The sequence below is a fragment of the Shewanella glacialimarina genome, assembly GCF_020511155.1.
Taxonomy (GTDB): Bacteria; Pseudomonadota; Gammaproteobacteria; order Enterobacterales; family Shewanellaceae; genus Shewanella; species Shewanella glacialimarina.
This window is the reverse complement of sequence record NZ_CP041216.1, coordinates 1009817-1032268: the sequence shown is the minus strand read 5'-3', so window position 1 is coordinate 1032268 and position 22452 is coordinate 1009817. Positions and strand designations below refer to the sequence as shown.

24 protein-coding genes are annotated in these 22452 nt (G+C 41.1%); 11 read left to right on the top strand and 13 right to left on the bottom strand.

Features of this window, described 5'->3' with window-relative positions:
* The first annotated feature begins 225 nt into the window (after positions 1–225).
* A complete protein-coding gene (locus FJ709_RS04420; RefSeq protein ID WP_226413802.1) occupies positions 226–1824 on the top strand; it encodes an AMP-binding protein in 1599 nt (532 codons plus the stop codon).
* 73 nt (positions 1825–1897) lie between these two features.
* Here the strand turns inward: FJ709_RS04420 and FJ709_RS04415 are convergent, their stop codons facing one another.
* Positions 1898–3742 (bottom strand): ABC transporter transmembrane domain-containing protein, encoded by a 1845-nt coding sequence (locus FJ709_RS04415; protein WP_404830012.1) that lies wholly within the window; start codon positions 3740–3742, stop codon positions 1898–1900.
* A gap of 155 nt (positions 3743–3897) precedes the next feature.
* Between FJ709_RS04415 and FJ709_RS19670 the strand changes: the two genes are divergently transcribed.
* Together FJ709_RS19670 and FJ709_RS04405 are read left to right on the top strand one after the other, a co-directional pair.
* Positions 3898–4008: a prepilin-type N-terminal cleavage/methylation domain-containing protein gene (locus FJ709_RS19670; protein ID WP_226413800.1), complete on the top strand. Its 111-nt coding sequence runs from the start codon at positions 3898–3900 to the stop codon at positions 4006–4008.
* Between the two features lie 52 nt (positions 4009–4060).
* Positions 4061–4384 (top strand): hypothetical protein, encoded by a 324-nt coding sequence (locus FJ709_RS04405; RefSeq protein ID WP_226413798.1) that lies wholly within the window; start codon positions 4061–4063, stop codon positions 4382–4384.
* 93 nt (positions 4385–4477) lie between these two features.
* On the opposite strand, the gene FJ709_RS04400 is transcribed toward FJ709_RS04405, so the two are convergent.
* Positions 4478–4888: a hypothetical protein gene (locus tag FJ709_RS04400; protein ID WP_226413796.1), complete on the bottom strand. Its 411-nt coding sequence runs from the start codon at positions 4886–4888 to the stop codon at positions 4478–4480.
* A 287-nt stretch (positions 4889–5175) separates the two neighbouring features.
* Here FJ709_RS04400 and FJ709_RS04395 point away from each other — a divergent pair, with 287 nt between their 5' ends.
* A complete protein-coding gene (locus FJ709_RS04395; RefSeq protein ID WP_226413794.1) occupies positions 5176–6309 on the top strand; it encodes a methyltransferase in 1134 nt (377 codons plus the stop codon).
* Here FJ709_RS04395 and FJ709_RS04390 read toward each other — a convergent pair.
* Both FJ709_RS04390 and FJ709_RS04385 read right to left on the bottom strand, forming a co-directional pair.
* Positions 6299–7201 carry a sterol desaturase family protein gene (locus FJ709_RS04390; RefSeq protein WP_226413792.1) on the bottom strand — a complete coding sequence of 301 codons (903 nt, stop codon included), beginning with the start codon at positions 7199–7201 and terminating at the stop codon, positions 6299–6301. The genes FJ709_RS04395 and FJ709_RS04390 overlap by 11 nt on opposite strands.
* Before the next feature lie 38 nt (positions 7202–7239).
* Complete coding sequence (locus tag FJ709_RS04385) at positions 7240–8265, bottom strand: DUF2804 domain-containing protein (protein WP_226413790.1); 1026 nt, start codon at positions 8263–8265, stop codon at positions 7240–7242.
* Positions 8266–8435: 170 nt separating this feature from the next.
* Here FJ709_RS04385 and FJ709_RS04380 point away from each other — a divergent pair, with 170 nt between their 5' ends.
* The 4 genes from FJ709_RS04380 to FJ709_RS04365 all read left to right on the top strand — a co-directional run bounded on the left by FJ709_RS04380 (position 8436) and on the right by FJ709_RS04365 (position 11821).
* Positions 8436–9002 (top strand): YajG family lipoprotein, encoded by a 567-nt coding sequence (locus FJ709_RS04380; RefSeq protein ID WP_226413788.1) that lies wholly within the window; start codon positions 8436–8438, stop codon positions 9000–9002.
* A gap of 49 nt (positions 9003–9051) precedes the next feature.
* On the top strand, positions 9052–9651 hold the full coding sequence (locus tag FJ709_RS04375) for a peptidylprolyl isomerase (RefSeq protein WP_226413786.1): 600 nt from the start codon (positions 9052–9054) through the stop codon (positions 9649–9651).
* Positions 9652–9962: 311 nt separating this feature from the next.
* On the top strand, positions 9963–10295 hold the full coding sequence (locus tag FJ709_RS04370; RefSeq protein ID WP_226413784.1) for a hypothetical protein: 333 nt from the start codon (positions 9963–9965) through the stop codon (positions 10293–10295).
* 131 nt (positions 10296–10426) lie between these two features.
* On the top strand, positions 10427–11821 hold the full coding sequence (locus FJ709_RS04365) for an AmpG family muropeptide MFS transporter (protein WP_226413781.1): 1395 nt from the start codon (positions 10427–10429) through the stop codon (positions 11819–11821).
* Positions 11822–11878: 57 nt separating this feature from the next.
* On the opposite strand, the gene FJ709_RS04360 is transcribed toward FJ709_RS04365, so the two are convergent.
* Positions 11879–12364 (bottom strand): YajQ family cyclic di-GMP-binding protein, encoded by a 486-nt coding sequence (locus FJ709_RS04360; RefSeq protein WP_226413779.1) that lies wholly within the window; start codon positions 12362–12364, stop codon positions 11879–11881.
* A 152-nt stretch (positions 12365–12516) separates the two neighbouring features.
* On the opposite strand from FJ709_RS04360, the gene FJ709_RS04355 reads away from it, so the two are divergent.
* Both FJ709_RS04355 and FJ709_RS04350 read left to right on the top strand, forming a co-directional pair.
* Positions 12517–12882 (top strand): VanZ family protein, encoded by a 366-nt coding sequence (locus FJ709_RS04355; RefSeq protein WP_226413777.1) that lies wholly within the window; start codon positions 12517–12519, stop codon positions 12880–12882.
* Positions 12883–12898: 16 nt separating this feature from the next.
* Positions 12899–13846 carry a ketopantoate reductase family protein gene (locus FJ709_RS04350; RefSeq protein WP_226413775.1) on the top strand — a complete coding sequence of 316 codons (948 nt, stop codon included), beginning with the start codon at positions 12899–12901 and terminating at the stop codon, positions 13844–13846.
* 25 nt (positions 13847–13871) lie between these two features.
* Here FJ709_RS04350 and FJ709_RS04345 read toward each other — a convergent pair whose 3' ends face one another.
* From FJ709_RS04345 to hemA, 8 genes are all read right to left on the bottom strand, one after another.
* Complete coding sequence (locus FJ709_RS04345; RefSeq protein WP_226413773.1) at positions 13872–14744, bottom strand: DMT family transporter; 873 nt, start codon at positions 14742–14744, stop codon at positions 13872–13874.
* An 84-nt stretch (positions 14745–14828) separates the two neighbouring features.
* On the bottom strand, positions 14829–15680 hold the full coding sequence (kdsA, locus tag FJ709_RS04340; protein ID WP_226413771.1) for a 3-deoxy-8-phosphooctulonate synthase: 852 nt from the start codon (positions 15678–15680) through the stop codon (positions 14829–14831).
* A gap of 16 nt (positions 15681–15696) precedes the next feature.
* On the bottom strand, positions 15697–16944 hold the full coding sequence (locus FJ709_RS04335) for a DUF819 family protein (RefSeq protein ID WP_226413769.1): 1248 nt from the start codon (positions 16942–16944) through the stop codon (positions 15697–15699).
* 169 nt (positions 16945–17113) lie between these two features.
* Positions 17114–17902, bottom strand: a complete 789-nt coding sequence (locus tag FJ709_RS04330) for a transglutaminase family protein (RefSeq protein ID WP_226413767.1) — start codon at positions 17900–17902, stop codon at positions 17114–17116.
* Positions 17903–17912: 10 nt separating this feature from the next.
* Positions 17913–18308 (bottom strand): SirB2 family protein, encoded by a 396-nt coding sequence (locus FJ709_RS04325; RefSeq protein ID WP_226413765.1) that lies wholly within the window; start codon positions 18306–18308, stop codon positions 17913–17915.
* 86 nt (positions 18309–18394) lie between these two features.
* Complete coding sequence (gene prmC, locus FJ709_RS04320; protein ID WP_226413763.1) at positions 18395–19249, bottom strand: peptide chain release factor N(5)-glutamine methyltransferase; 855 nt, start codon at positions 19247–19249, stop codon at positions 18395–18397.
* Between the two features lie 9 nt (positions 19250–19258).
* Positions 19259–20344, bottom strand: coding sequence for a peptide chain release factor 1 (gene prfA, locus FJ709_RS04315; RefSeq protein ID WP_226413761.1), 1086 nt, complete (start codon positions 20342–20344; stop codon positions 19259–19261).
* Between the two features lie 14 nt (positions 20345–20358).
* The gene (gene hemA / locus FJ709_RS04310) at positions 20359–21609 is read right to left on the bottom strand and encodes a glutamyl-tRNA reductase (RefSeq protein WP_226413759.1); all 1251 of its coding nucleotides are present in this window, start codon (positions 21607–21609) and stop codon (positions 20359–20361) included.
* A 211-nt stretch (positions 21610–21820) separates the two neighbouring features.
* Between hemA and lolB the strand changes: the two genes are divergently transcribed.
* Entirely contained in the window at positions 21821–22426 is a 606-nt protein-coding gene (gene lolB, locus FJ709_RS04305) for a lipoprotein insertase outer membrane protein LolB (RefSeq protein WP_226413757.1), read from the top strand.
* Positions 22427–22452: the final 26 nt, after the last annotated feature.

The following is a 22452-nucleotide window of genomic DNA, read 5'->3' as shown; positions in this document are numbered from 1 at the left end:
GTATGTAAATAAAGCAAGGTTTACCCAATTTAGTGAACGGATCTAACAAGTACAAAATAGAGCAAATACTCATAAATACATTGTATAAATAATAAGTTGCCACTTTATGACTCGAATAAGTTTTCATTGACCTGATAACCAAAAGCGCACTAATCTAAACACTCGTTTGATTATTAACCTTCACATATAACCGACATAAATATAAAACTAATAAAGGTGAATACCATGGCATATGATGCTGACTCAACTCTCGACCTAAGCTGCTACAAATCTATTGTTGATTTGATTGAACAAAGCTGCGCCAAATTTGGTAATAAAACAGCATATGCTTGCCTAGGCAAAAACATCACCTTTACCGAGGTTGAACAGCTTTCGCGTGACTTTGCAGCATACTTGCAAAACTGCACAAATTTGAAGCCAGGTGATCGTATCGCTGTGCAGTTACCTAATATCACTCAGTTTGTCATTGCAGCTTACGGTATTATTCGGGGGGGGTTTGTTATAGTGAACACTAACCCACTGTATACTGAACGAGAGTTAATTCATCAATATAATGACTCTGGCGCTAAAGCTTTAGTGGTATTATCAGACTTACTGCCCACGTTAGAAAAGGTGGTTAAATCTACTACCATTGAATACGTCATCTCCACCCACGCACTGGATATGATCGCGCCACAAGTTCAACCCCAAACGGCCATCAACAATATTGAATTTAATACATTATTAGCTCAAGGTCGCGAGCACACATTCACCCCAGTAAAGCCTAACCAAACAGACTTAATTGCCTTACAATACACAGGCGGCACAACTGGATTATCAAAAGGTGCCATGCTAACCCATCGCAATCTGTTGGCTAACTCAGGCCAAGTTAAGTCAAGAATTGCCAGCACCATGACCGAAGGCGAAGATATCTTTGTTGCGCCGTTGCCGATTTATCATATCTACGCTTTTATGGTTAACCTAGTGCTGTATTTTGAATCAGGTGGGTGCTCAGTGTTAATCCCTAATCCTCGGGACATAGCAGGATTAATCAACACCATGAAAGCTTATCCTTTTACAGGATTTGCTGGCCTTAACACCTTATTTATTGGCTTATGCCACCAGCCAGAGTTTAAAGCGCTCGATTTTAGTCATATGACCATTACCATTTCCGGCGGAACAGCGCTAACGAGTGCTGCAGCCAATTTATGGCAACAGACTACCGGTTGCATGATATCTGAGGGTTACGGCTTGTCAGAGACCTCTCCAGTTGTCAGTTTAAATGCGCCAGGACATCAACGCTTAGGTACTATCGGAAAACCTGTTTTAGACACCAAAATTAAAATCTTAGACATAAACGATAACGAAGTTGTTATCGGCACAGCTGGTGAACTCGCTGTAAGTGGCCCTCAGGTTATGTCTGGGTATTGGAATAAGCCACAAGAAACCGCTAACGTAATGACTAAAGATGGCTATTTCAAAACAGGTGATATAGCGATAGCAACAGAGGATGGTTACCACACCATTGTTGATCGTAAAAAAGACATGATTATTGTATCCGGTTTTAACGTCTACCCTAATGAGGTGGAAGATATCCTTTCAGGACATGAACTTGTAATGGAATGTGCGGTTGTTGGTGTCGAGGATGAGCGTTCTGGTGAAGCGGTAAAAGCCGTTATTGTGTTAAAAGATCCAGATCAAGATATAGAAGCGGCCAAAGAGTCTATTAAAGAATATTGCCGAACTCAGCTTACCGCCTATAAAGTACCCCGTATTATTGAGTTCACCGGCCAATTACCTAAAAGTACTGTTGGTAAAATTTTGCGCAGAGAATTACGTAAGTAACCAACACTAATCCCCCAATAAAAAACATGCCCAGACATCTTTTTTATTGGGGAGCGATTTAACTCAAATCTTATTACTCTGGCTGCTCAGTCAGTAATTGCAAACTGGCAAATTCTCGATATAACTCGTTTGATTGCATTAATTGATTATGCGTTCCTGATGCCACAAGCTGGCCTTTATCGAGTACTAAAATACGATCGGCGTTAATAACCGTTGCCAACCTATGGGCAATTATCAGTGTGGTGCGTTCAGCCATTAATGTCTCTAAAGCTTGTTTTACTTTCACCTCACTGACTGCATCCAACGCACTAGTTGCCTCATCTAATAACAACACTGGTCTATCGGCTAATATTGCCCTAGCAATAGCAATACGTTGTTTTTGGCCTCCGGATAAACGTACGCCGCGCTCACCTAAATAGGTATTATAACCTTCAGGAAAATCAACGATAAACTCGTCAGCCTTAGCGGCAATACATGCCTGCTTAACCTCTTCCTCTGTCGCATCAATTCGCCCGTAGCGAACATTTTCAAACACGCTACTGGCAAAAATCACTGATTCTTGCGGCACTAGAGCATATTGTTGACGTAAATGATGTAAAGACAAGTTAGCGATATCAATACCATCTAACGATATCGAACCAGACTTGGGCTGATAAAAGCGCAGCAGTAATTCAAATAAAGTACTCTTACCTGCACCACTGGGCCCAACTAAAGCGACCCGTTCACCGGGTTGAATGTCGACACTTAAGTGATTAATTACATGACTGTTAATATCGGCAGGGTAAGCAAACACTAACTCCGACACAGATAACGCGCCCTGTGTTTTACCGGTTAATTGCTCTGGACTCGCTAACTGAACAATATCGACAGGCGCTTGGCTGAGCTCTATCAAACGTTCTGTCGCTCCTGAAGCACGCTGAATTTCACTGAACACTTCACTGATGGTTGCAACCGCTCCAGCTACCATCACGGCATAAAACATAAAGGCCGATAACTCACCAGCAGATATACTGCCAGACATCACATCTTGTGCCCCGACCCAGGTCACAAAAGCAATCGCTGAAATACTTAAAAACATCACAGTGGCAATCAATAACGCGCGATACTTAATCCGCCCTTTAGCCACACTCATCACCGACTCGACACGTTCGGCAAAGGCCGCTTTATCCTGTGACTCATGGGTATAAGCTTGCACAGTGTGTATTTCATGCAAAGTTTCGTCAATATGAGCACCTAAATCCCCAACTCTATCTTGGCTTTCACGCGATAATCGTCTGACTTTGTTACCAAAAAAGGCTACTGGACCCAGTACTAACGGTACAGCTAACAATACTAATCCGGTCAGTTTTACCGAGGTAAAACCCATCATCACGATACCGCCAATAACAGTAACCGCTGACCGCAGTGCCATCGACAAACTGGAACCTACAACGCTTTGTATTAAGGTGCTGTCAGCGGTAAAACGAGAAATAACCTCACCAGTGCGTTGCGAGGCAAAAAAAGCCGGTGATAAGGTCAATAAATGCGAATAAACCCTTAAACGAATATCTGCACTCACCCGTTCTCCTAGCCATGTCATTAAATAAAATCGACAGAAAACAGCGCTAGCACTGATAATGGTAATACCAACAATGAATAAGATAATCTGATTTAATCGGTCGGCATTATCAGCAATAAAGCCTTCATCTACCATTAACTTCACCCCTTGACCTAAAGACAACCAAGCCAGCGAACCGATAAACAAAAAAACAATCGCTGCAAACACTTTCATTTTATAAGGTTTGAGAAAATCGATAATCCAAGGTAGCACGCGATAAGTGTCAGGGGCTGTAGCATTTGATGAAACAGGAGCGCCGTTCGATGAAAGGGGGGCAGAGGCCTTTTCTGCCGTGGAATTTGTCACTGTAATAACCTGCATACCAAATTAAGATGATACGATACTACCAATAAATCGTAGAGTTGTAGATGTATTATCCACATCCGCCATAATGACCATCGGATGATTACGACTGTTACACTGGTAGGCCAAATATACGCTCATCATTATTGAATCTGATTCGCCCCAGAAGTAACATGAACTATAGCGTCAACAATACATTCAAACTATCACGCGCAGTTACCTTAATAGAATTAGTGGTAGTTATCCTCATTTTGGCTATATTAGCCATTATTGCCTCAAGTTAATTTATTAATTTCCGGTGGGATGCAATAGTGCCAACCATGGATGGAAAGTGCAATGCAGTCAGCTGCGACGTTAACTTACTCAAAAGTCGCTATTGCGGGTGTTGAAAAGCTGGCTACACATATTCTTGATATTGATGGTGTTGCTGTGAGCCTAGCTTATGGTTATCCAGATGGCACAGCATCTGGTATCGACTTACTGATGGATGTCCCCAGTGGAGATTGGAAAAAACGCCCTAGTATTTTTTCTGGTGCTTGGATTTACTGGCACGGTAAAATTGCAGAAGATGCGGGCGTCGCGGCTTGCTACTTGCGTTACAGGCAAGCTGTTTCTGTCAGTGGCCGGCCAATTATTGACGTAGAGACGACAGGTTGTTAATGAGTACTTGGTAGACTTATTGACACTGGCTTGCTGGCAGCTCAGTAAAATAAGCCTATTATTATAAACGTTAACGCTCGTTCATTTAACATATCATGCTTCTGGATAGCGTTTTTCAATCGTTTTAAGCGAGCGAAGAAAAATACCTAAACCACCGACACTCAGCAACAGAATAACAATTAAATCAAATGCGCTCATATGACTGAAGCGGAAATTAATAGAACTAATCACCCCAAAAATTAACCCTACCAAAGATCCGAAGGTCAATATCCAGCCAAAAATATTTTTAGCATTGTAAAACATTAACCCCACACCAAACATAAAGGGGATCATAATCATCCCACTGGTCAAGTTCATACCGCTTACATTATATAAACTTTGGCTAAGGCCAAATGAGCTGGTGACTTTAATCGCCTTGAGTAGCATGTAAAAGCCACCACTCATCATAATTAAGCCAATAAAAAATGACCCTATTCCACCTGATGTTCCACCAGCACCTTTCATATCAATCCTTTATATGCATTACGTTTTAGCAGATGTTACTCAGTCAAAGGCTTAAATACAATCATATCGACACCAGCCATTTGTACTAAGGCCTAGCACTTAATAGAGAACTAAGGTAACAAACTCACTTTTTACAGTGCTGCACACCATAACATGAGCACCAGTAACACGCACAATCAGCTATAGTAAGAGTCAGTTTGATATAATATACAAACCAGTGATTTCAATCACACGCCTTAACTGCGATAATTAACAGCTTTAATGCATTCACTTTTTGGGTAACATCAATGACAACCAGCCAATTTTCCTGCCAAGGTATCGAACTCACCTTATTTCGTTATCCTAAAAAGCAAGAATCTAATCTTCAGGCCTGGGATGCTAGCGATGAACACCTGATAAAGCACCTTATTGAAAACCAGCAAAAGCCTGTTAATACTGCCATCATCAATGACAGTTTTGGGGCGTTACAGTGTGCATTAACCGCTATAAATGATCACTGGCCATTAGTGATTGAAACAGACGCAAAAACAAGTCTTTTGGGCGCACAGCAAAACCTGTCGGACAATCACCTTAATGCAACTTATATTGAGTACTTTAATAGCCGAGAGTTACTGCCACGTAACATCCAACTAGTGTTGATGAAGTTGCCCAAAAACCTCAGCTATTTTGCCCATCAATTACAACGGTTATCGCACGTGCTACCTCAGGGTGTTGAAGTGTTGATTAGCGCTAAAGCAAAGTCGATTAATAAATCGATTATTGATGTGATTAACAAAAATTTAGGCCCTGCGTCAGCCAGTTTAACCTGGAAGAAAACCCGCGTAATTTCCTGTATAGCAGATGGTTTAACTAGAGCCTTGCCGCAAGATGTGAGCTGGGAGGTGACTGAATTAGGCTTAAGCATTAATAATATGACTAATGTTTTTGCCGCCAACAAACTCGATATCGGCGCGCGCTTCATGTTAGATAACATGCCACAAGGTCAGTATCATACCATTGTCGATTTAGGCTGTGGCAATGGCATTTTAGGGCTACGAGCTGCACAGCTTTATCCTAATGCTAATATCCATTTTGTTGATGATTCTGAAATGGCGGTTGAATCTAGCCGCGTTAACTTTAATAGCAATAAACTTAACGCTAAAGCAACGTTTCATTGGGATGACTGTTTGACCAATCTGGGTGATGTTGAGCCTGATTTAGTCCTATGTAATCCCCCATTTCACCAAGGTGAAGCGATTACCGACCATATTGCTTGGCAAATGTTTTTAGACGCCTATCGCAAACTGGCAACCGGCGGCGTATTACACGTAGTGGGTAATCGACATTTAGAGTATCACGTCAAAATAAAGCGCATTTTCAAAAACTGCACAACCATTGCTTCAAATGATAAATTCGTTATTTTGCATGCAATTAAACAGTAGTCTTTTCATCTGCAAGGTTGTTGTTATCTGAACCACTATTTTCTATGGAGTTACTCGCTTGCGGCGGTGACAATAGCAGTGCAATTTTCTGCCGCCAAGTTAAATGAGGCTGACTCACATCTGCTAGCAAATCACGCCACTCTGCAAAGGTTACCGTTAACGGATTAAAACTGTTTACTGGTTTAGTGATACCGTATTCAACCGTATCGACTTCGGGCTCAAACGTGCCAAAAAGCTTATCCCAAATAATTAATACTCCGGCGTAATTTTTGTCAATATACTGCGGGTTACGGCCATGGTGTACGCGATGATGTGAAGGAGTATTAAATATATACTCCATAAACCCTAAGGACTTAACGGCTTGGGTGTGCACAAAAAACTGCAAACCTAAGTTTAACAACACCACAAATACCACCCAGTTAGGATCAAAACCGACCACGACCAATGGCAACCAAAATAACCACATACCCGCCAGCGGGTACATTAAACTTTGTCTAAAAGCGGTACTAAAGTTCATATTCTCCGAGCTATGGTGCACTACATGCGCCGCCCACATCCAGCGAATACGATGACTGGCACGATGAAACCAGTAATAGCAAAAGTCTTGGGCAATAATCAGCGCAATAAAACTCACCACCGTCATTTGAATATCGAACATGCGCCAATCAAATAGCCATAAATACAGTTTTGCGATGAGTAACCCGGCCAATAAATCAGTAGCCTGATGCATTGCCGCTAGGGCAAAGTTACACGCCACCTCAACACCATGATATTGAGCGTTGGCAGGCAAACGATTTCGAACCAGCCATTCAAGTAAAATACATACAAAAAATAGCGGTGCAAGTGCTAATAGCAGCACTTCAGGATGAGATATTAACCATTCAAAATTCATCTATTTGTCCGTGTTATAACTTACTGAGTGAACGATCACTACCATTTTGCAAAGTGGTCTTCCGCTAACCCTAATTGATTATGTAAGTGGTATTTTGTGCCATCATTATCAATCAATATACCACTGTAATAACCTATATATTGACGAAAATTATTCTTTATAAAACCAAGGTTAAGCTTCTCTTTACGGCAATTGAGTGCCCTAAAAGTCAAATCGACTTGACCATCATTAGTCGATATCTGCCAAAAGTCATCACTAACGTGACGGTTGAAAATAAAGTTCGCAGCACCTAAAAAGTGACGTTGACCGTTTACCCACATAACATTTTCAGTATTGCCTGTTTCATTAACACCCGCAGCCAAATTTAATCCTATGGCCCCTTGGGAGGTTAACGCATTAATTGAAGCCCAGCGCCATGCTGTTTTAGCCCGCATATAACCTGCTGAAAAATCATAACTGGCCAAAGCATTAAGTAAAGGTTGCGGCTCATTGAAAACAGTTAGCTCACCAGACACCGCCAAGGCATTATGTTTTTGGGTATATGTCCAGCCATTATAACCGGTCGGTGTAGCCAAGCTGAGCGGTAAACTTAATGCAGGTGGCGACAAAACTAGATTGGCTTGAATATTAGTTAATAGAATATTGACCTGCCACTGACCATCTTTAATATCAAATTCAAAATGATGTTGCTTACTGCCCACTTTTGCAGAGCCCTTACTAGCAGATGCACTTAATCGGCATCCAACCCCAAAAGGCCTTAGCCATTCAGATTGAACCAAACGGTTGGCTTGAATGTCGTATAAATAACAAAAACTGGAAGCTGCATAGCGAATATCAGCAATTGCCAAACCTAATATATAGCGCTGAGTGACAATGCTGACAAATTGAAATTGTTTAAAATCAAAATACTTTGCAACAAACGAGGCGGGCTTATCCATTTCATTAAAATACTTAAAGGCTTTCACATTTAAGTTTTTAACACTTCCATCAAATAAACCAAAAACAGGTTGCCCGTCATGGCCAATTAAACTTTCAGGGGCAAATTGCGGCTGAACAAGCTGCATACTGGGTCCATATTATTTAACATTATTATGACTGCTAAATTGACCTGATAAAATCAGATTGTCAACCAAGATAAATCATTTACCCCACACGATACCAGCCATGTTAAAACGCTCGTTTTCTGTTATCCTTTCGCTATAATCTATCAACACAATGATTTTTAAGTATCACCATGAAAAAAATGATCCCTGCTTTATTAAGTATCTTGTTATTAACTGCTTGTGCTAGCCACGAGCCAACTCATATTGCATTAAACCCAGCTCTTGGAGCAGTCGGTTTACACACAACTAATGATACTGCTATCAGCATCGAGATGCTTGATACCCGCTCAAAAAGCTTTATTGTTCAACTTGACCAGGCCCCTGAGGCACCAAAGTTAGTTAGCTCAAGTGAACCGATTCGAGCACAGCTTGATACCATTTTTAGAGCAGGAATGCGTAAAGCTGGTTATGTGGTCGATCCTGCTGCCAGTAAGCAGGTCGAATTTCAACTAGAATATTTGCTCACTAATGTCATCAATAACACCTTAAATTACGAAGCGAAAACACGTTTAGTGATCAATGTTAAAGCATCGAATTCACGTCAAGAATTTACCAAAAGCTTCAGTGGTAACGGTTATTTTAAAGACTCATTCAGTCCTGATTTCGCCACGTTAGAGCTGGAAATGAACAAACTGATTGATAAGTTAACCACTGAAATTCTAAACGATGATGAATTACATCAATTTTTGAATAACTAAATATAACCAAAAGTTGATAGATAGATTTTTTAAAAAAGAAGGATTATTCATGTTTGCGAAATTTCGTTCAGTTACCACTGCCGTGTCTATATTGTTATTAACGACCTTTAGCGCCCAAGCTACTGTCGATATTCAACCCGATACGCTTTATCCCAAAGTCACCCTAGAAACCTCTATGGGTAACATAGTCGTTGAGCTCGACCGGACTCGCGCCCCACGTACAGTCGATAATTTTTTAACTTATGTTGTGAAAGGTGAATATAACGGCACTTTATTTCATCGTGTCATTGCTGAATTTGTTGTGCAAGGCGGTGGGGTTACCTCTGCATTAGAAGAACTGCCAACAATGGCTCCGGTGGTGAACGAGTCAGGCAATGGTCTATCAAATGGCTTAGGCACTATCGCTATGGCACGTGATAACGATCCGCACTCTGCTAATAGTCAGTTTTACTTTAATGTTGCCGACAACAAAAAACTCGACCCATCTAAACGTCGCTGGGGATATGCCGTGTTTGGTGAAGTTATTGAAGGGATGGATGTGTTAGAAGCCATTTCGTTAGTGCCAACAGAGCAAAATACCACTCTAAGTTGGCCAGATGTGCCAGTAAATAAAGTCATTCTTAAAAAAGCGACATTACAAGCTCGTTAGTTTACTCCTTCAACTGCTGATTAACGGCTTTATACCAGACTGTCGACAAGCTACAGCGTATTTGTGATAACGCGTTTTGATTTATAAAGCGCGATATCGACCAAATTAAGCCACACTTCAGTTTTATTTGTTGAAATAAACAGACTAAACCAACACCATTTACTGCAACATATTAAAATAAATCATAAATAATCTTTTTTTAACAAACATTAATTCTGCTGTACCTAACTACCGTTTTAGAGCTTTACGTCTATACTCTAAAACATACTCCAAATGCTGTTTCTTTATGCATTCATTTTCAAGGACGTTTTATGACAGCTAACGATTTTATTGAAACCAAAGCTCCCCAACTGGCATATTATGGAAAAGCTTTTTTAAGTAACCAACTCGAATACAAAGAAATTCAACTCTATATGTGGGATGTACTTGAGGAGTGGCAACATTTAACAGAAATAACACCTGCAGTGGAATGCCCACAAACGGACACTGAAAAAGTGTTTTGGCATCTATTACACTGCTTTGATAAATGGCCAGATTGGGCACTGCGGGGCGATCAGTTCTTGCGCAGCCAAGTCAATGAATGTTGTGACTATATTAATATTGGTGGCACCTTACCTCAAAGTTGCATCGGTGTTAGACCTTAATCATGCAATTGAATATTTATGGTTAATTCCAGCAGTCGAGCCATTGATTTAAGCTAATTTAATAATCAATGGCTTGAACCATTTCAGTCCAGCCCGTAAGCTAGCCCCATCGCCTCATTAATCCAGCATCCATGTCAGATATATTAAGCCGTTGTCGAGACCTTTTTTCCGTTTATTATCACAAACGGGTACTGATCCTATTATTTCTCGGATTCTCCGCAGGTTTGCCTTTAATGCTGGTATTTTCAACCTTAAGTTTTTGGTTACGAGAAGCTGGGGTTGATCGTGCTGCCATTGGTTACTTTAGTTGGATAGCACTCACATATGCCTTTAAATGGGCCTGGTCTCCGTTAGTTGATCGACTGTCTTTGCCCCTATTTACCGCTTTTTTTGGCCGCAGAAGAGGCTGGATGATCTTCGCTCAATTGTGCTTAATTGGCGCTATTATTGGCATGTCGACAAGTGATCCTATTGAAGATCTTGAACGCTTAGCTATTTGCGCCCTGCTTTTAGCTTTTGCTTCTGCTACCCAAGATATTGTTATTGATGCATTTAGAATTGAATCCGCCTCAGAGAAAATGCAAGCCGCATTAGCCGCGGCTTATCAAATTGGTTATCGCAGTGCCATGATAGTCTCTACCGCGGGGGCATTAACCATTGCCGCCTGGGTGTCACCAGACAGCCAAGGCTATAGTCTTGAATCTTGGCAAACAGCTTACTTTATTATGGCCTTAATGATGAGTGTAGGGCTTATTACTGCATTATTTGCCAAAGAACCACAGGTAGACACTAAAGAGGCCGATGAACAAGAGCGCCTGCTACAGCAGCATTTTGCCAAACGCTATCCAAATATCGTAGCTAAAGCGTTCGCATGGATCTACAGCGCAAGTGTGCTGCCCTTTACTGATTTTTTCAAACGATATGGCAAAACTGCAATTTTAATCTTATTGCTGATTTCCTGTTACCGAATTTCCGACATTGTGATGGGCGTGATGGCCAACGTATTTTATGTTGACATGGGATTTAGCAAAGAAGAAATAGCGTTTTTAAGCAAGGTTTACGGCTTAATTATGACCTTAGTCGGCGCAGGTGCTGGCGGTATTCTGGTGATGAAATATGGCACCATGCGTATTCTATTTTTAGGCGCACTCTTAGTTGCGGTGACTAACTTGCTGTTTGCTTGGCAGGCCTATATTGGTTATAACGTGTCATTTTTAACCTTCGCGATTTCTATCGACAACTTCAGCGCAGGTATTGCTACCGCGGCCTTTATCGCGTATTTGTCTAACTTAACTAGCAGCGGTTATAGTGCAACCCAATATGCATTACTGTCTTCAATTATGATCTTATTCCCTAAATTTATCGCAGGGTTTTCAGGTGAATATGTCAATGCTTTCGGCTACGTTAACTTTTTTATTGCCGCAAGCCTGATTGGTTTCCCGGTGTTGTTGTTAATCGTATTGCTTAATAGGGCGAATGCTCGCCAAGCAATTGAAGATGAACAAACACCAACTGATCCGCATTAATCTTTATTGCCAATAAAAAACCGACATAAATGTCGGTTTTTTTAATAACATCCAGAATTAATCTCTGAAGTTATTGAACTGGAATGGTTGGCCAAGTTCCGACTCTCTGGCTAGGCGCATAACAGCTTGCAGGTCATCACGCTTTTTACCGGTAATTCGCACTGAGTCACCCTGAATCGCAGCTTGGACTTTAAGCTTGCTATCTTTAATGGCTTTGACTAATTTTTTAGCCACTAATGAATCTATGCCTTGTTTAAAATTGACCTTTAAGCTGAAGGTTTTACCGCTATGAACCGATTTATCGTCAACTTCCATTGATGAAGGATCAACGTTTCGTTTACTCAGCTGCATCCGTAATATATCGACTAGCTGCTTACAGATAAAATCATCTTCTGACTTTAAGGTAACGACATTGTCTTTCAAATCAATATCAATCTCTTTTCCACGTAAGTCAAAACGTCCTGATACTTCGCGGCGAGAGTTTTCTACCGCGTTACGTAGTTCTTCTTCGTCAACTTCTGACACGATATCCATTGATGGCATGGGGATCCTTTAATAAAGCTTGAGGTATTTGGGCTATTTTAACGCAAAATGTGCAGTTTTGGCGATATAACAGTGGAATATAGATGACTTTAATCGGTAGTTTTCTTATCATGGGGCAAATTTAGATAAGCCTCAAGGCAGATGTAACACTTGTGATCAATTATCGAAATGCTTTTAAACTGGCATTATTAATAGCTGTTGTAGTAACAAGCTACTTAGTATTTTCTAAACCGAACTATTCGCAGTCCTTTCAGCATATGGATAAAGTCGGTCATTTAGGCAGTTTTTTTGGTCTCGCTTTTCTTGCCCATTATGCCTTTAAACCCAAATGGTATTACTTGTTTGGTGTATTAGCCAGTTATGCGGTATTAATTGAATTAGTTCAATCAAGGCTTCCTTACCGAAGCGCATCAATAGGCGACGTAATTGCAGACTTTGTCGGTATTGCATTGTTCTATTTGCTTCATTTCAGCTTTTTACAGTATAAAAAACTGCAACATAAAGGCGCTAAACCTTAATTAACGAGTGCTTGTGATGACGACACAAAAAATTGGTGTGATAGGTGCTGGTGCTATCGGCCAATTAATGTTCAATTTAATCGCCACACAAGCGAATTCGCAAACTAGTACTGCCGTTTATTTAATTGGTCGAGAGCCAAGCTCTCATTCGAACACACTTCAATTTACCGATCTCTCCCAATCACGCCTAAATCGCACTGTTACTGTACTTGGACAAAATAGCTCAGAATTAACTGAACTAGATCTTGTTATCATTTGCGTTAAAGCCTATCAGGTCAATAATCTTCTTTGCGACTTATTACCTAAGCTTGCCTGTCATTGTCATATTATTCTGCTTCATAATGGAATGGGTACACACTTAAATGCCGCTAAGCATCTTTGTGGTTACCCTAAAATGGGCCTAAGTTTAGCCACAACATCGCAAGGTGCTTTAAGAAACGCTCAATGGCAGGTTACCCATACAGGCAATGGCCAAACAACTATCGGTCATTACACCGGGCAAAAATTAGCGAACTCGCTTATAGACTGCTTATCGCAGGCAATACCTGAGCTGTTATGGCACACCGAGATCATTACCGCATTATGGCAAAAGTTAATTATAAATTGCGCCATTAATCCACTTACGGCAATATTTGCATGCAAAAATGGTCAGTTGGCAGAAGATCGCTTTGCCAAGCACATTAATATGATTGTGAAAGAGTGTATCGAGGTAGCTAAAGCTGATGGTATATCGTTATCGCTACCCGCCAGTATAGAGATGGTCTACAAAGTCATTACGCTAACGGCCAATAACATCTCATCTATGTATCAAGATATTCTGCAGCAGCGAAAAACTGAAATAGATTATATCAGTGGTTATGTGGTTGAGCGCGCAGCACAACATCAGATTGCCGTGCCCGCTAACGTTAATAATCAGCAAAGCATTAAAGCCTTAGAAATTGCTAATCGGTCAAATGCCACTTAGCCAAAACAAGCGCCACATAATCAAGCTAACTCCACATCACTAACACGGCTGCAATAGCAATGAGTAGTAGCCCTAACATGTCGTTTATTTTGACCTTTTGTTTAAGCCAAAAACTGGCAATGATCATCATAAAAAACACTTCTATTTGGCCTAATGTTTTAACATAGGGCACTGCCTGTAAAGACATAGCCGTAAACCAACCGATTGAGCCTATACAGCTGGTAACACTGATAAGTAGCGTGAGCTTAGGTCGCTTAAATAAATCGGCTAAGGTTGCTTTATCATAGCTAAGTAAATAACTCACTAATAAAAAAGTTTGTAGACTGATAACGGCTAATAGTACCCAGGCTGCGCCGTGGGGGAATGGCGCATCAAGCTGTAAACTCGCCTCTCTCACCCAAAGTGAAGTTAATGCAAACGCACTGCCGCAAGCTAGCCCAAGTAAAACCGTTTTTATCGACAACTGTTTAAAGCCTTGTTTGGCACTTAATAGCATGATGGCAACCCCGCCAATCATGACACCTAACCAGCCCAATAAACTTAACTTAGTACCGAAAAAAAATACCCCCAGAATAGCTGCAACTAAAGCTTCACTTTTTGCCAGTCCAGCTCCAACGGCAAAATTTTGCATTTTAAATAACTTTACCATTAACCCTGTGGCCAAGATTTGCATCAAGGATGCACCGACGACAAATTGGATAAAATTAACATTAAAATCTGGGATATGAGTCGGTTGCCATTGATACAAACTCAATAAATACACTAACGCGATAGGCCCTGCCCAAATAAATCGCGCTAACGTGACACCGGCAATGTTAACGTCTTGACTTAACTGACTTTGAAAAGCATTGCGCCACGCTTGCATAAATGCAGCAAGAACAGTAAAGGCAATCCACATGCTTACTTTCCCCATAAAAAGTCGTATGAAAGTCGATTAAGCAGCCATAAAAAAGCCCTGATAAACAGGGCTGTTTTTAATGTACTACTTACTGGTATCTATATATTCAAACGATTTAACGAGATCATCAACCGCTTTGATTTGTTTCAAATAATTTTCTAATTGATGTAATGGTAAAGCACACGGGCCATCACACATGGCATTATCTGGATCAGGATGCGCTTCAATAAATAAACCCGCAATGCCTAATGCCATACCACTTCTTGCGAGTTCAGTTGCCTGTGCACGGCGTCCACCTGCAGAATCACTGCGCCCACCAGGACGTTGCAAAGCATGGGTGGCATCAAAAATAACTGGGTAGCCAGATTGCTTCATTTCATCCATACCCAGCATATCGACAACGAGGTTGTTATAGCCAAAACAACTGCCGCGCTCACATAATAAAATGTTGTCATTGCCCGCTTCATTAAACTTTTTCACAATATGACGCATTTCATGCGGCGCAAGAAACTGCGGTTTTTTCACATTAATGATAGCGCCGGTTTCAGCCATTGCGACAACTAAGTCTGTTTGACGAGCCAAAAACGCAGGTAATTGGATCACGTCAACCACTTCAGCTACAGGCTTACATTGGTAGATTTCATGAACATCAGTAATAATTGGCACATTAAAGGTTTTTTTGATTTCTTCAAAAATCTTCAAACCCTCTTCCATACCCGGACCGCGATATGAATGCACTGATGAACGGTTAGCTTTATCAAAAGAGGCTTTAAACACATAAGGAATACCCAACTTTTGGGTTACTTCGACATAATGTTCAGCTATCGACATCGCTAAATCACGCGATTCAAGTACATTCATACCACCAAATAACACAAATGGTTTGTCGTTGGCCACTTCAGTGCCATTAGCTAATTCAATGATTTTTTGATTCATTTGACCTTCTTAACGCTTACGCGCCAATAATTAGTAAAAACTGACCACATAGCCACGCCATGTAAGTACCTAATGCATAACCTAATACTGCCAGTAAAACACCTACAGGAGCCAGTGAAGGATGAAATGCTGCTGCAACCACAGGAGCAGAAGCTGCACCGCCAACGTTGGCTTGACTGCCCACCGCCATATAAAACAACGGCGCTTTAATTAATTTAGCCACTAACAGCATAAAGCCTGCATGAACTAACATCCAAACAATCCCGACTAAAAAGTAAATCGGGGTGTCCATAATTTTGGTGACATCCATGTGCAAGCCAATGGTTGCCACTAATATGTATAAAAAAGCGGTAGCTACTTTCGATGCGCCCGCGGCTTCTAAATGCCTGACTGGGCTAAATGACATCGCTAGGCCAATTGTGGTAACAATAACAACCAACCAGAAAAACTTAGAGGTTAAACTGTAATCGGCTGTCCAAGGATAATTGGTTTCAAAAAATGGCCCGAGAAAATCTGCGGCCAAATGCGCAAAACCGGTAACACCAAAACCGACTGCAACTATCATCATTAAATCACGCTGGTTCGGAATACGTGCGTTTTCAGCTTGATACTTTTCAACTTTAGCTTTTAATACTTCAATTGCACGGGTGTCTGCACCGGTTCTGGCATCGATTTCTTTGGCTTTAGAGGCCATAAATAATAACACTGCCATCCAAATATTGGCGACGATAACGTCGACAGTGACCATTACAGAGAAAATTTCCCCGCCTACACTATAAATCTCTTTCATCGCGGCCTGGTTTGCACCGCCGCCAATCCAGCTACCAGCAAGGGTTGTCATACCACGCCAAACCGCATCAGGGCCGTTATTACCGATAAGTGTTGGGTCGATAAATGAAACCAGCAATAACGAAATAGGGCCTCCTATAACAATACCCACAGTGCCGGTTAAAAACATGATAACCGCTTTAGGACCCAAGCCTAAAATAGCTTTTAAATCGACACTTAAAATGAGTAAAACTAAACACGCCGGCAATAAATAACGTGATGCAACATAATATAATTGAGAGGTGTGACCGTCGACCACCCCAAACGTATTCAGCAATGAGGGTAAGAAGTAACATAATAAAAGTGCAGGAATAAACTTATAGAATTTTTGCCAAAATGGATGTGGCGATGAACTGGTATAAAATACAAACCCGAGAATAGCGGCTAGTAAACCCAGTGCGGTGGCGTCATTTGTGACCAGTGCCGACGTCGTCATGCAGTTTTCTCCCTTGCAAATGCAGTATAGAAAGCGAAATTCGCTTATGGTTATTTTCTTGTTTTTATTTATTGTTTTTATTTATTGTTTATTGTACGAACTTGGTAAATTTTCTTAGGCGCTTATTTTTTCTTTGTATCAATAATCAGGCTCAGATGAGCCTGATATATTAATGATAAGTTTGTGAATGTTGACTTAGCTCTTTTAACTGCATTTTAACCAACTCAATCACAGGATCATGTGGGCTATTATCAATAAAGTGCTGTAAGTCAGACATCGCCACTTTAATGCAACCTAATTGCTGCGCAATAAAAGCACGTTCACGATTTAGGTGCACATCATCAGGATGCCATTGCAACAGTAAATTACAACATTCCATTGCCTGCTCAAACTTCTGGCTCACAATACAACCCGCTTTTAGCTCATGCAACATTCGACTGATTAAACGTTTTAAAGATGCAGGCTTAATATGGCTTGGTTTTAACTTAGCGGCATTACCTAACTCGCCTCGCACTAATGAATGTAATTGATGTCGGCTTAACTCTTTACCCGTTAATGGATCAAAGTAACTGATTTTATCATTCAATAAACTACGTAAAACCGTTTGCCCGGGTAATAATACCGCCTCAAGCGGTAAATCCAATTGCTTAGCTAACAACACGAGTAATGTCGCAAGAGTTGTACTATTACCCTGGCGTTTTAATACACAATAACAAAGGTCAGCCGCCTCTACGCTGAAGTAATCTTCACGTGCTTGAAAGCCTAAATCATTATAAAACCAGTTAAGTAGCCTTTGCAGCCGTGCTTCTTGATCAACCACATAATGGCTCAGTACTGCGCCTGCTATTTCATACCAAGCCCATAAAGCTGGCTGGGCACGAGAAAAACCTAAATGTTCCGATAATTCAAATGCAGTTTCAGGGATAGAAACTGCATCATCAAGTTGAAGTTTTGCCATTAAAAATCAATTAACCCATTAATACGACTTGTTTGAAATGAGCCAGTTTGGCTGCTAACACTAACCAACCGATTGCGCCGAGGAAGGCGAAAAACTTAAACAGTTTATTACGGCTTGATTTAAGCGCCATGATCCCTAATGCAATATATGCCACAACACAGATAATTTTTTCCGTCATCCACGGATCCACGAATGGATATTGGTTGATCATGAAACAAAGGGTGATCCCTGACGCTAATAAAAAAGTATCAACGACATGGGGTGCCACTTTAAGGAATTTTCTGTCCATAAGCGGTGATTGGCGTAGGTGCAATACAAAACGCAACACAAAAAACGAGACGCTTAAAGCAATAAACATTAAATGAGTATGTTTTACCGCTGGATATAAACTGTAAAATGTTTCCATTATTGTTGTTCTCAGTTGGGCATAAATAAAATAGCGGCTAGTCTACTCGATAAACTAGCCGCTTTCCAATAGCATCAATGTAATGACTACTCTGTCCAGGTCCCTATGGTACAGCGATCGTTACTGCCAAAATCTCTTACCGTGGCGACATCTTTGTAACCTAAGTCGATCATTTTCTCTCTTACTCTGATAGCTTGTTGATAGCCATGTTCAAGTAATAAAAAGCCACCAGGCAGCAGATGCTCACGAGCCTTGTCTGCTATATGGTAAATATCAGCGTAACCTTCATCAGCAGCAGTCAATGCACTTTGTGGCTCAAATCGAACATCGCCAATACTTAAATGTTCGTCTTGCTCGGCAATGTACGGGGGATTAGAGACAATTAAATCAAAATCACGATCTTTAACCGCGCTAAACCAGTCTGACTGCAATATTTCAACGTGTTCAAGCTGTAAGTTTGCGCGATTAGCTTTCGCTAAGGCGACTGCTTCAGGCACTTTATCAATTGCGGTTATCCGCCATTTAGGTCTTTCATGGGCAATCGATAAGGCTATCGCGCCAGTCCCAGTGCCTAAGTCCAACACCCTAGCATTAAATCGAATGTCTAAATTTAAGGCGGTTTCAACTAATATTTCAGTATCTGGGCGTGGAATAAGCGTTGAATCATTAACAATAAAAGGTAATGACCAAAATTCTCGCTCACCAATAATATGCGCAACTGGCATGCCTTGCTGACGCTTTTTAACCATCTGCTGAAAGTTTTTAAACTGCTCAACGGTCAGTGTGCGCTCAGGCCAGGTATATAAAAAACTACGTGTTTTATTGAGACAATGAATAAGCAGAGCCTCTGCATCTACATGGGCAGAGTCCGAGGTTGATGCCAATTGTGAAAAAGCCCATTGCTGGGCTTCAACTATTGTTGAATACGATGACTGGGGCAAGGTTGCTCCTTAATCGCCTGATAAGGCCGCAAGTAAATCCGCTTGGTGTTCTAGCATAATAGGATCAAGTAGTGCATTGAGATCACCTTCCATTATTTCACCTAAACGATAAAGTGTCAGGTTGATACGATGATCACTGACTCGCCCTTGTGGGTAATTATAGGTACGAATACGTTCAGAGCGATCACCACTTGCCACAAGACTACGGCGAGTTGTTTCTTCTTCGCTACGACGTTTTTCATCTTCCACAGCTTGAATACGTGCAGCCAGAACACTCATCGCTTGGGCACGGTTTTTGTGTTGTGAACGTTGATCCTGACACTCGACAATAATACCGCTGGGAATATGGGTAATTCGAATAGCTGAGTCGGTTTTGTTAACGTGCTGACCACCTGCACCAGATGCGCGGAAAGTATCCACTTTCAAATCAGCAGAGTTAATTGAAATCGCTTCAGCTTCGGGCACTTCATGCATCACAACCACAGTACATGCTGAGGTGTGGACTCGGCCTTGAGATTCAGTTTCAGGTACACGTTGTACACGGTGTCCACCCGATTCATATTTCAATTTTCCGTAAACACTTTCACCACTGACTTTAACAATAATTTCTTTAAAGCCACCATGTTCGCCTTCATTGACGTTCATGATTTCCATCTGCCAGCGGTTTGCTTCCGCAAAACGGCTGTACATACGGTACAAATCACCCGCAAAAATAGCCGCTTCATCACCGCCCGCACCGGCACGAATTTCCATAAATGCGTTGGTATCGTCATTGGGATCTTTAGGCAGTAATAGAATTTGAAGTTCATCTTCTAAACGGGCTAATTCATTTTTAGCCGCTTTCATTTCTTCTTGGGCCATTTCACGCATTTCTGCGTCGTCTTCTTCAAGCATTTCTTTCGCTGACGCTAGATTGTCTTGCGCTTGTTGAAACTCTTTAAACCCTTTGACGACATCTTCAAGTTGAGAATATTCTTTTGACAATGCGCGAAAACGCTCTTGATTGGAAATTACACCAGGATCTGATAATAATGCCAATACTTCTTCATTTCGCTCAAGCAAGCCTTCAAGCTTGCGGATAACGGATTGTTTCATTTAGCTCGCTAACCTTAATTTTTATCGAGTCCGAGCGCTATTCTTAATTGTCCCAACGTATTCAAATCGCCCTGACGGCTTGCGACCGTTAATGCTTGTGTGGGGGCATGAATAAGGCGATTGGTTAGTCTATTTGCTAATTCCAATAACACTTGCTCGCCATCGCCACCTTGAGCCAATTTGTTCAAGGCACGTTCGACTAATTCATCTTTAATTGCCACACTTTGGCTGCGATACTCACGAATACTGTCAACAGACTCTAAAGAACGTACCCATTCCATAAAAATATGAGATTGTTCTTCAGTTATTAATTCAGCTTGTTCGGCGGCTTCCATACGGGAAGCCATGTTCTGTTCAATGATACTATGTAAATCGTCCACAGTATAAAGGAAAGCGTCGTCTAACTCACCGACTTCCGCTTCAATATCTCTGGGCACTGCAATATCGACGAGCAACATAGGTTGATGACGACGTTGTTTGAGTGCTTTTTCGACCATACCTTTACCCAAAATAGGCAAAGGGCTAGCTGTGGATGATATCACGATATCAGCCTTAGCAAGGTAATCAGGTATTTGCTGCAAGGTAATTGCTGTCGCGTTGAACTCTTCACACATGGCTTGTGCACGTTCAATAGTGCGATTGGCGACAATAATTGATTCTACATTATTATCTTTTAAATGTTTGGCGACCAGTTCAATAGTTTCACCGGCGCCAATAAGCAAGACTTTGGTACGACTTAAACTTGAGAAAATGTGTTTAGCCATACTCACAGCAGCAAAAGCGACTGACACAGCTGCGGCGCCGATTTCGGTTTCGGTGCGCACTTTTTTAGCAACAGAGAAAGTATTTTGAAATAAACGGTCGATGGTTATCGCTGTTGTACCAGCCTCTTTAGCCTTCACAAAGGCTTGTTTTACCTGACCAAGAATTTGTGGCTCACCCAATACCAATGAATCAAGCCCTGACGACACCCTCATTAAATGCTTCACTGCGACTTGATCGCGATATACATAGATGCATGGCATTAAGTCTTCATGCTTTAAACCATGATAATCCTGCAGCCATTCTATAATGTCCGCTTCACTGCCATTATTACAATAAAGTTCTGTTCGATTACAGGTAGACACAATCACAGCTTCGCCTGTGGTGGTGCGACTTGCCAAACTTTTCATCGCATCATGTATTTTATCTGGTGAAAAAGCGACTTTTTCACGTAGATCTACTGTGGCGGTTTTATGGTTTATCCCGATTGCTACTAGGCTCATCTGACTCGTTCTAAGTTTTTCTCGGTATCGTTAATTAGGCTATTCTACTGAATCAGGCTAATTAAAAACACTGTAGGGTTAACAAAACCGAATATATGTCTAATTTTTCTTTCAAATGACCGATTAACAAACCTTAATCACAAAAGCATTTTTACAACAATGCCAATGCCCAGTATTATAGAGGAATCACTTCTTAGTACACGAGTTACTTTTGCAACGTTTTTTTAAAGCTCACTTTTTGGTTATTACCGCATCGATACTATTTTTGAGTGCTTGTACCTCATTGCCCACACAAGAGTATCAGCCAATTGAAGTCACCCATGTCAAAGACGCCGATAATTGGGAGCTACAGGGCAAAATTGCTTTTAAGTCATCAACAGATAAGTTTAGTACTAATTTATATTGGTTTCATCACCTTAATGGAAATGAGTTACGCCTAACCACTCCGCTGGGCACCAATGTGCTCACCCTGAAAAATGATCAGGGTCTTGCAACATTAGAAGTCGACGGAAAAGCCTACCACGACAATAACCCGCAAGCATTACTAGAAGGTGTGAGTGGGATAACGATTCCATTTGCTGATATACCTTTATGGCTTACAGGGCAAATTGGCAGCAATGATAAAGTTATCAGCTATAATTCTTCTGGTCAGGTGCACCAATTTACCAGTCCAGATAATGAGGCAGACTGGCAAGTCAGTTTTGTTAACTGGCAACAACAAAGCGGTGTTTTGGTGCCTAAGCAGTTAAAAATTGTCCGTAAGGATGTACAAATAAGAATTCAGACCAATTTATGGCAGGCATTGACGCCAAAATAAACGCTACTTAATAATAGGATAATAAA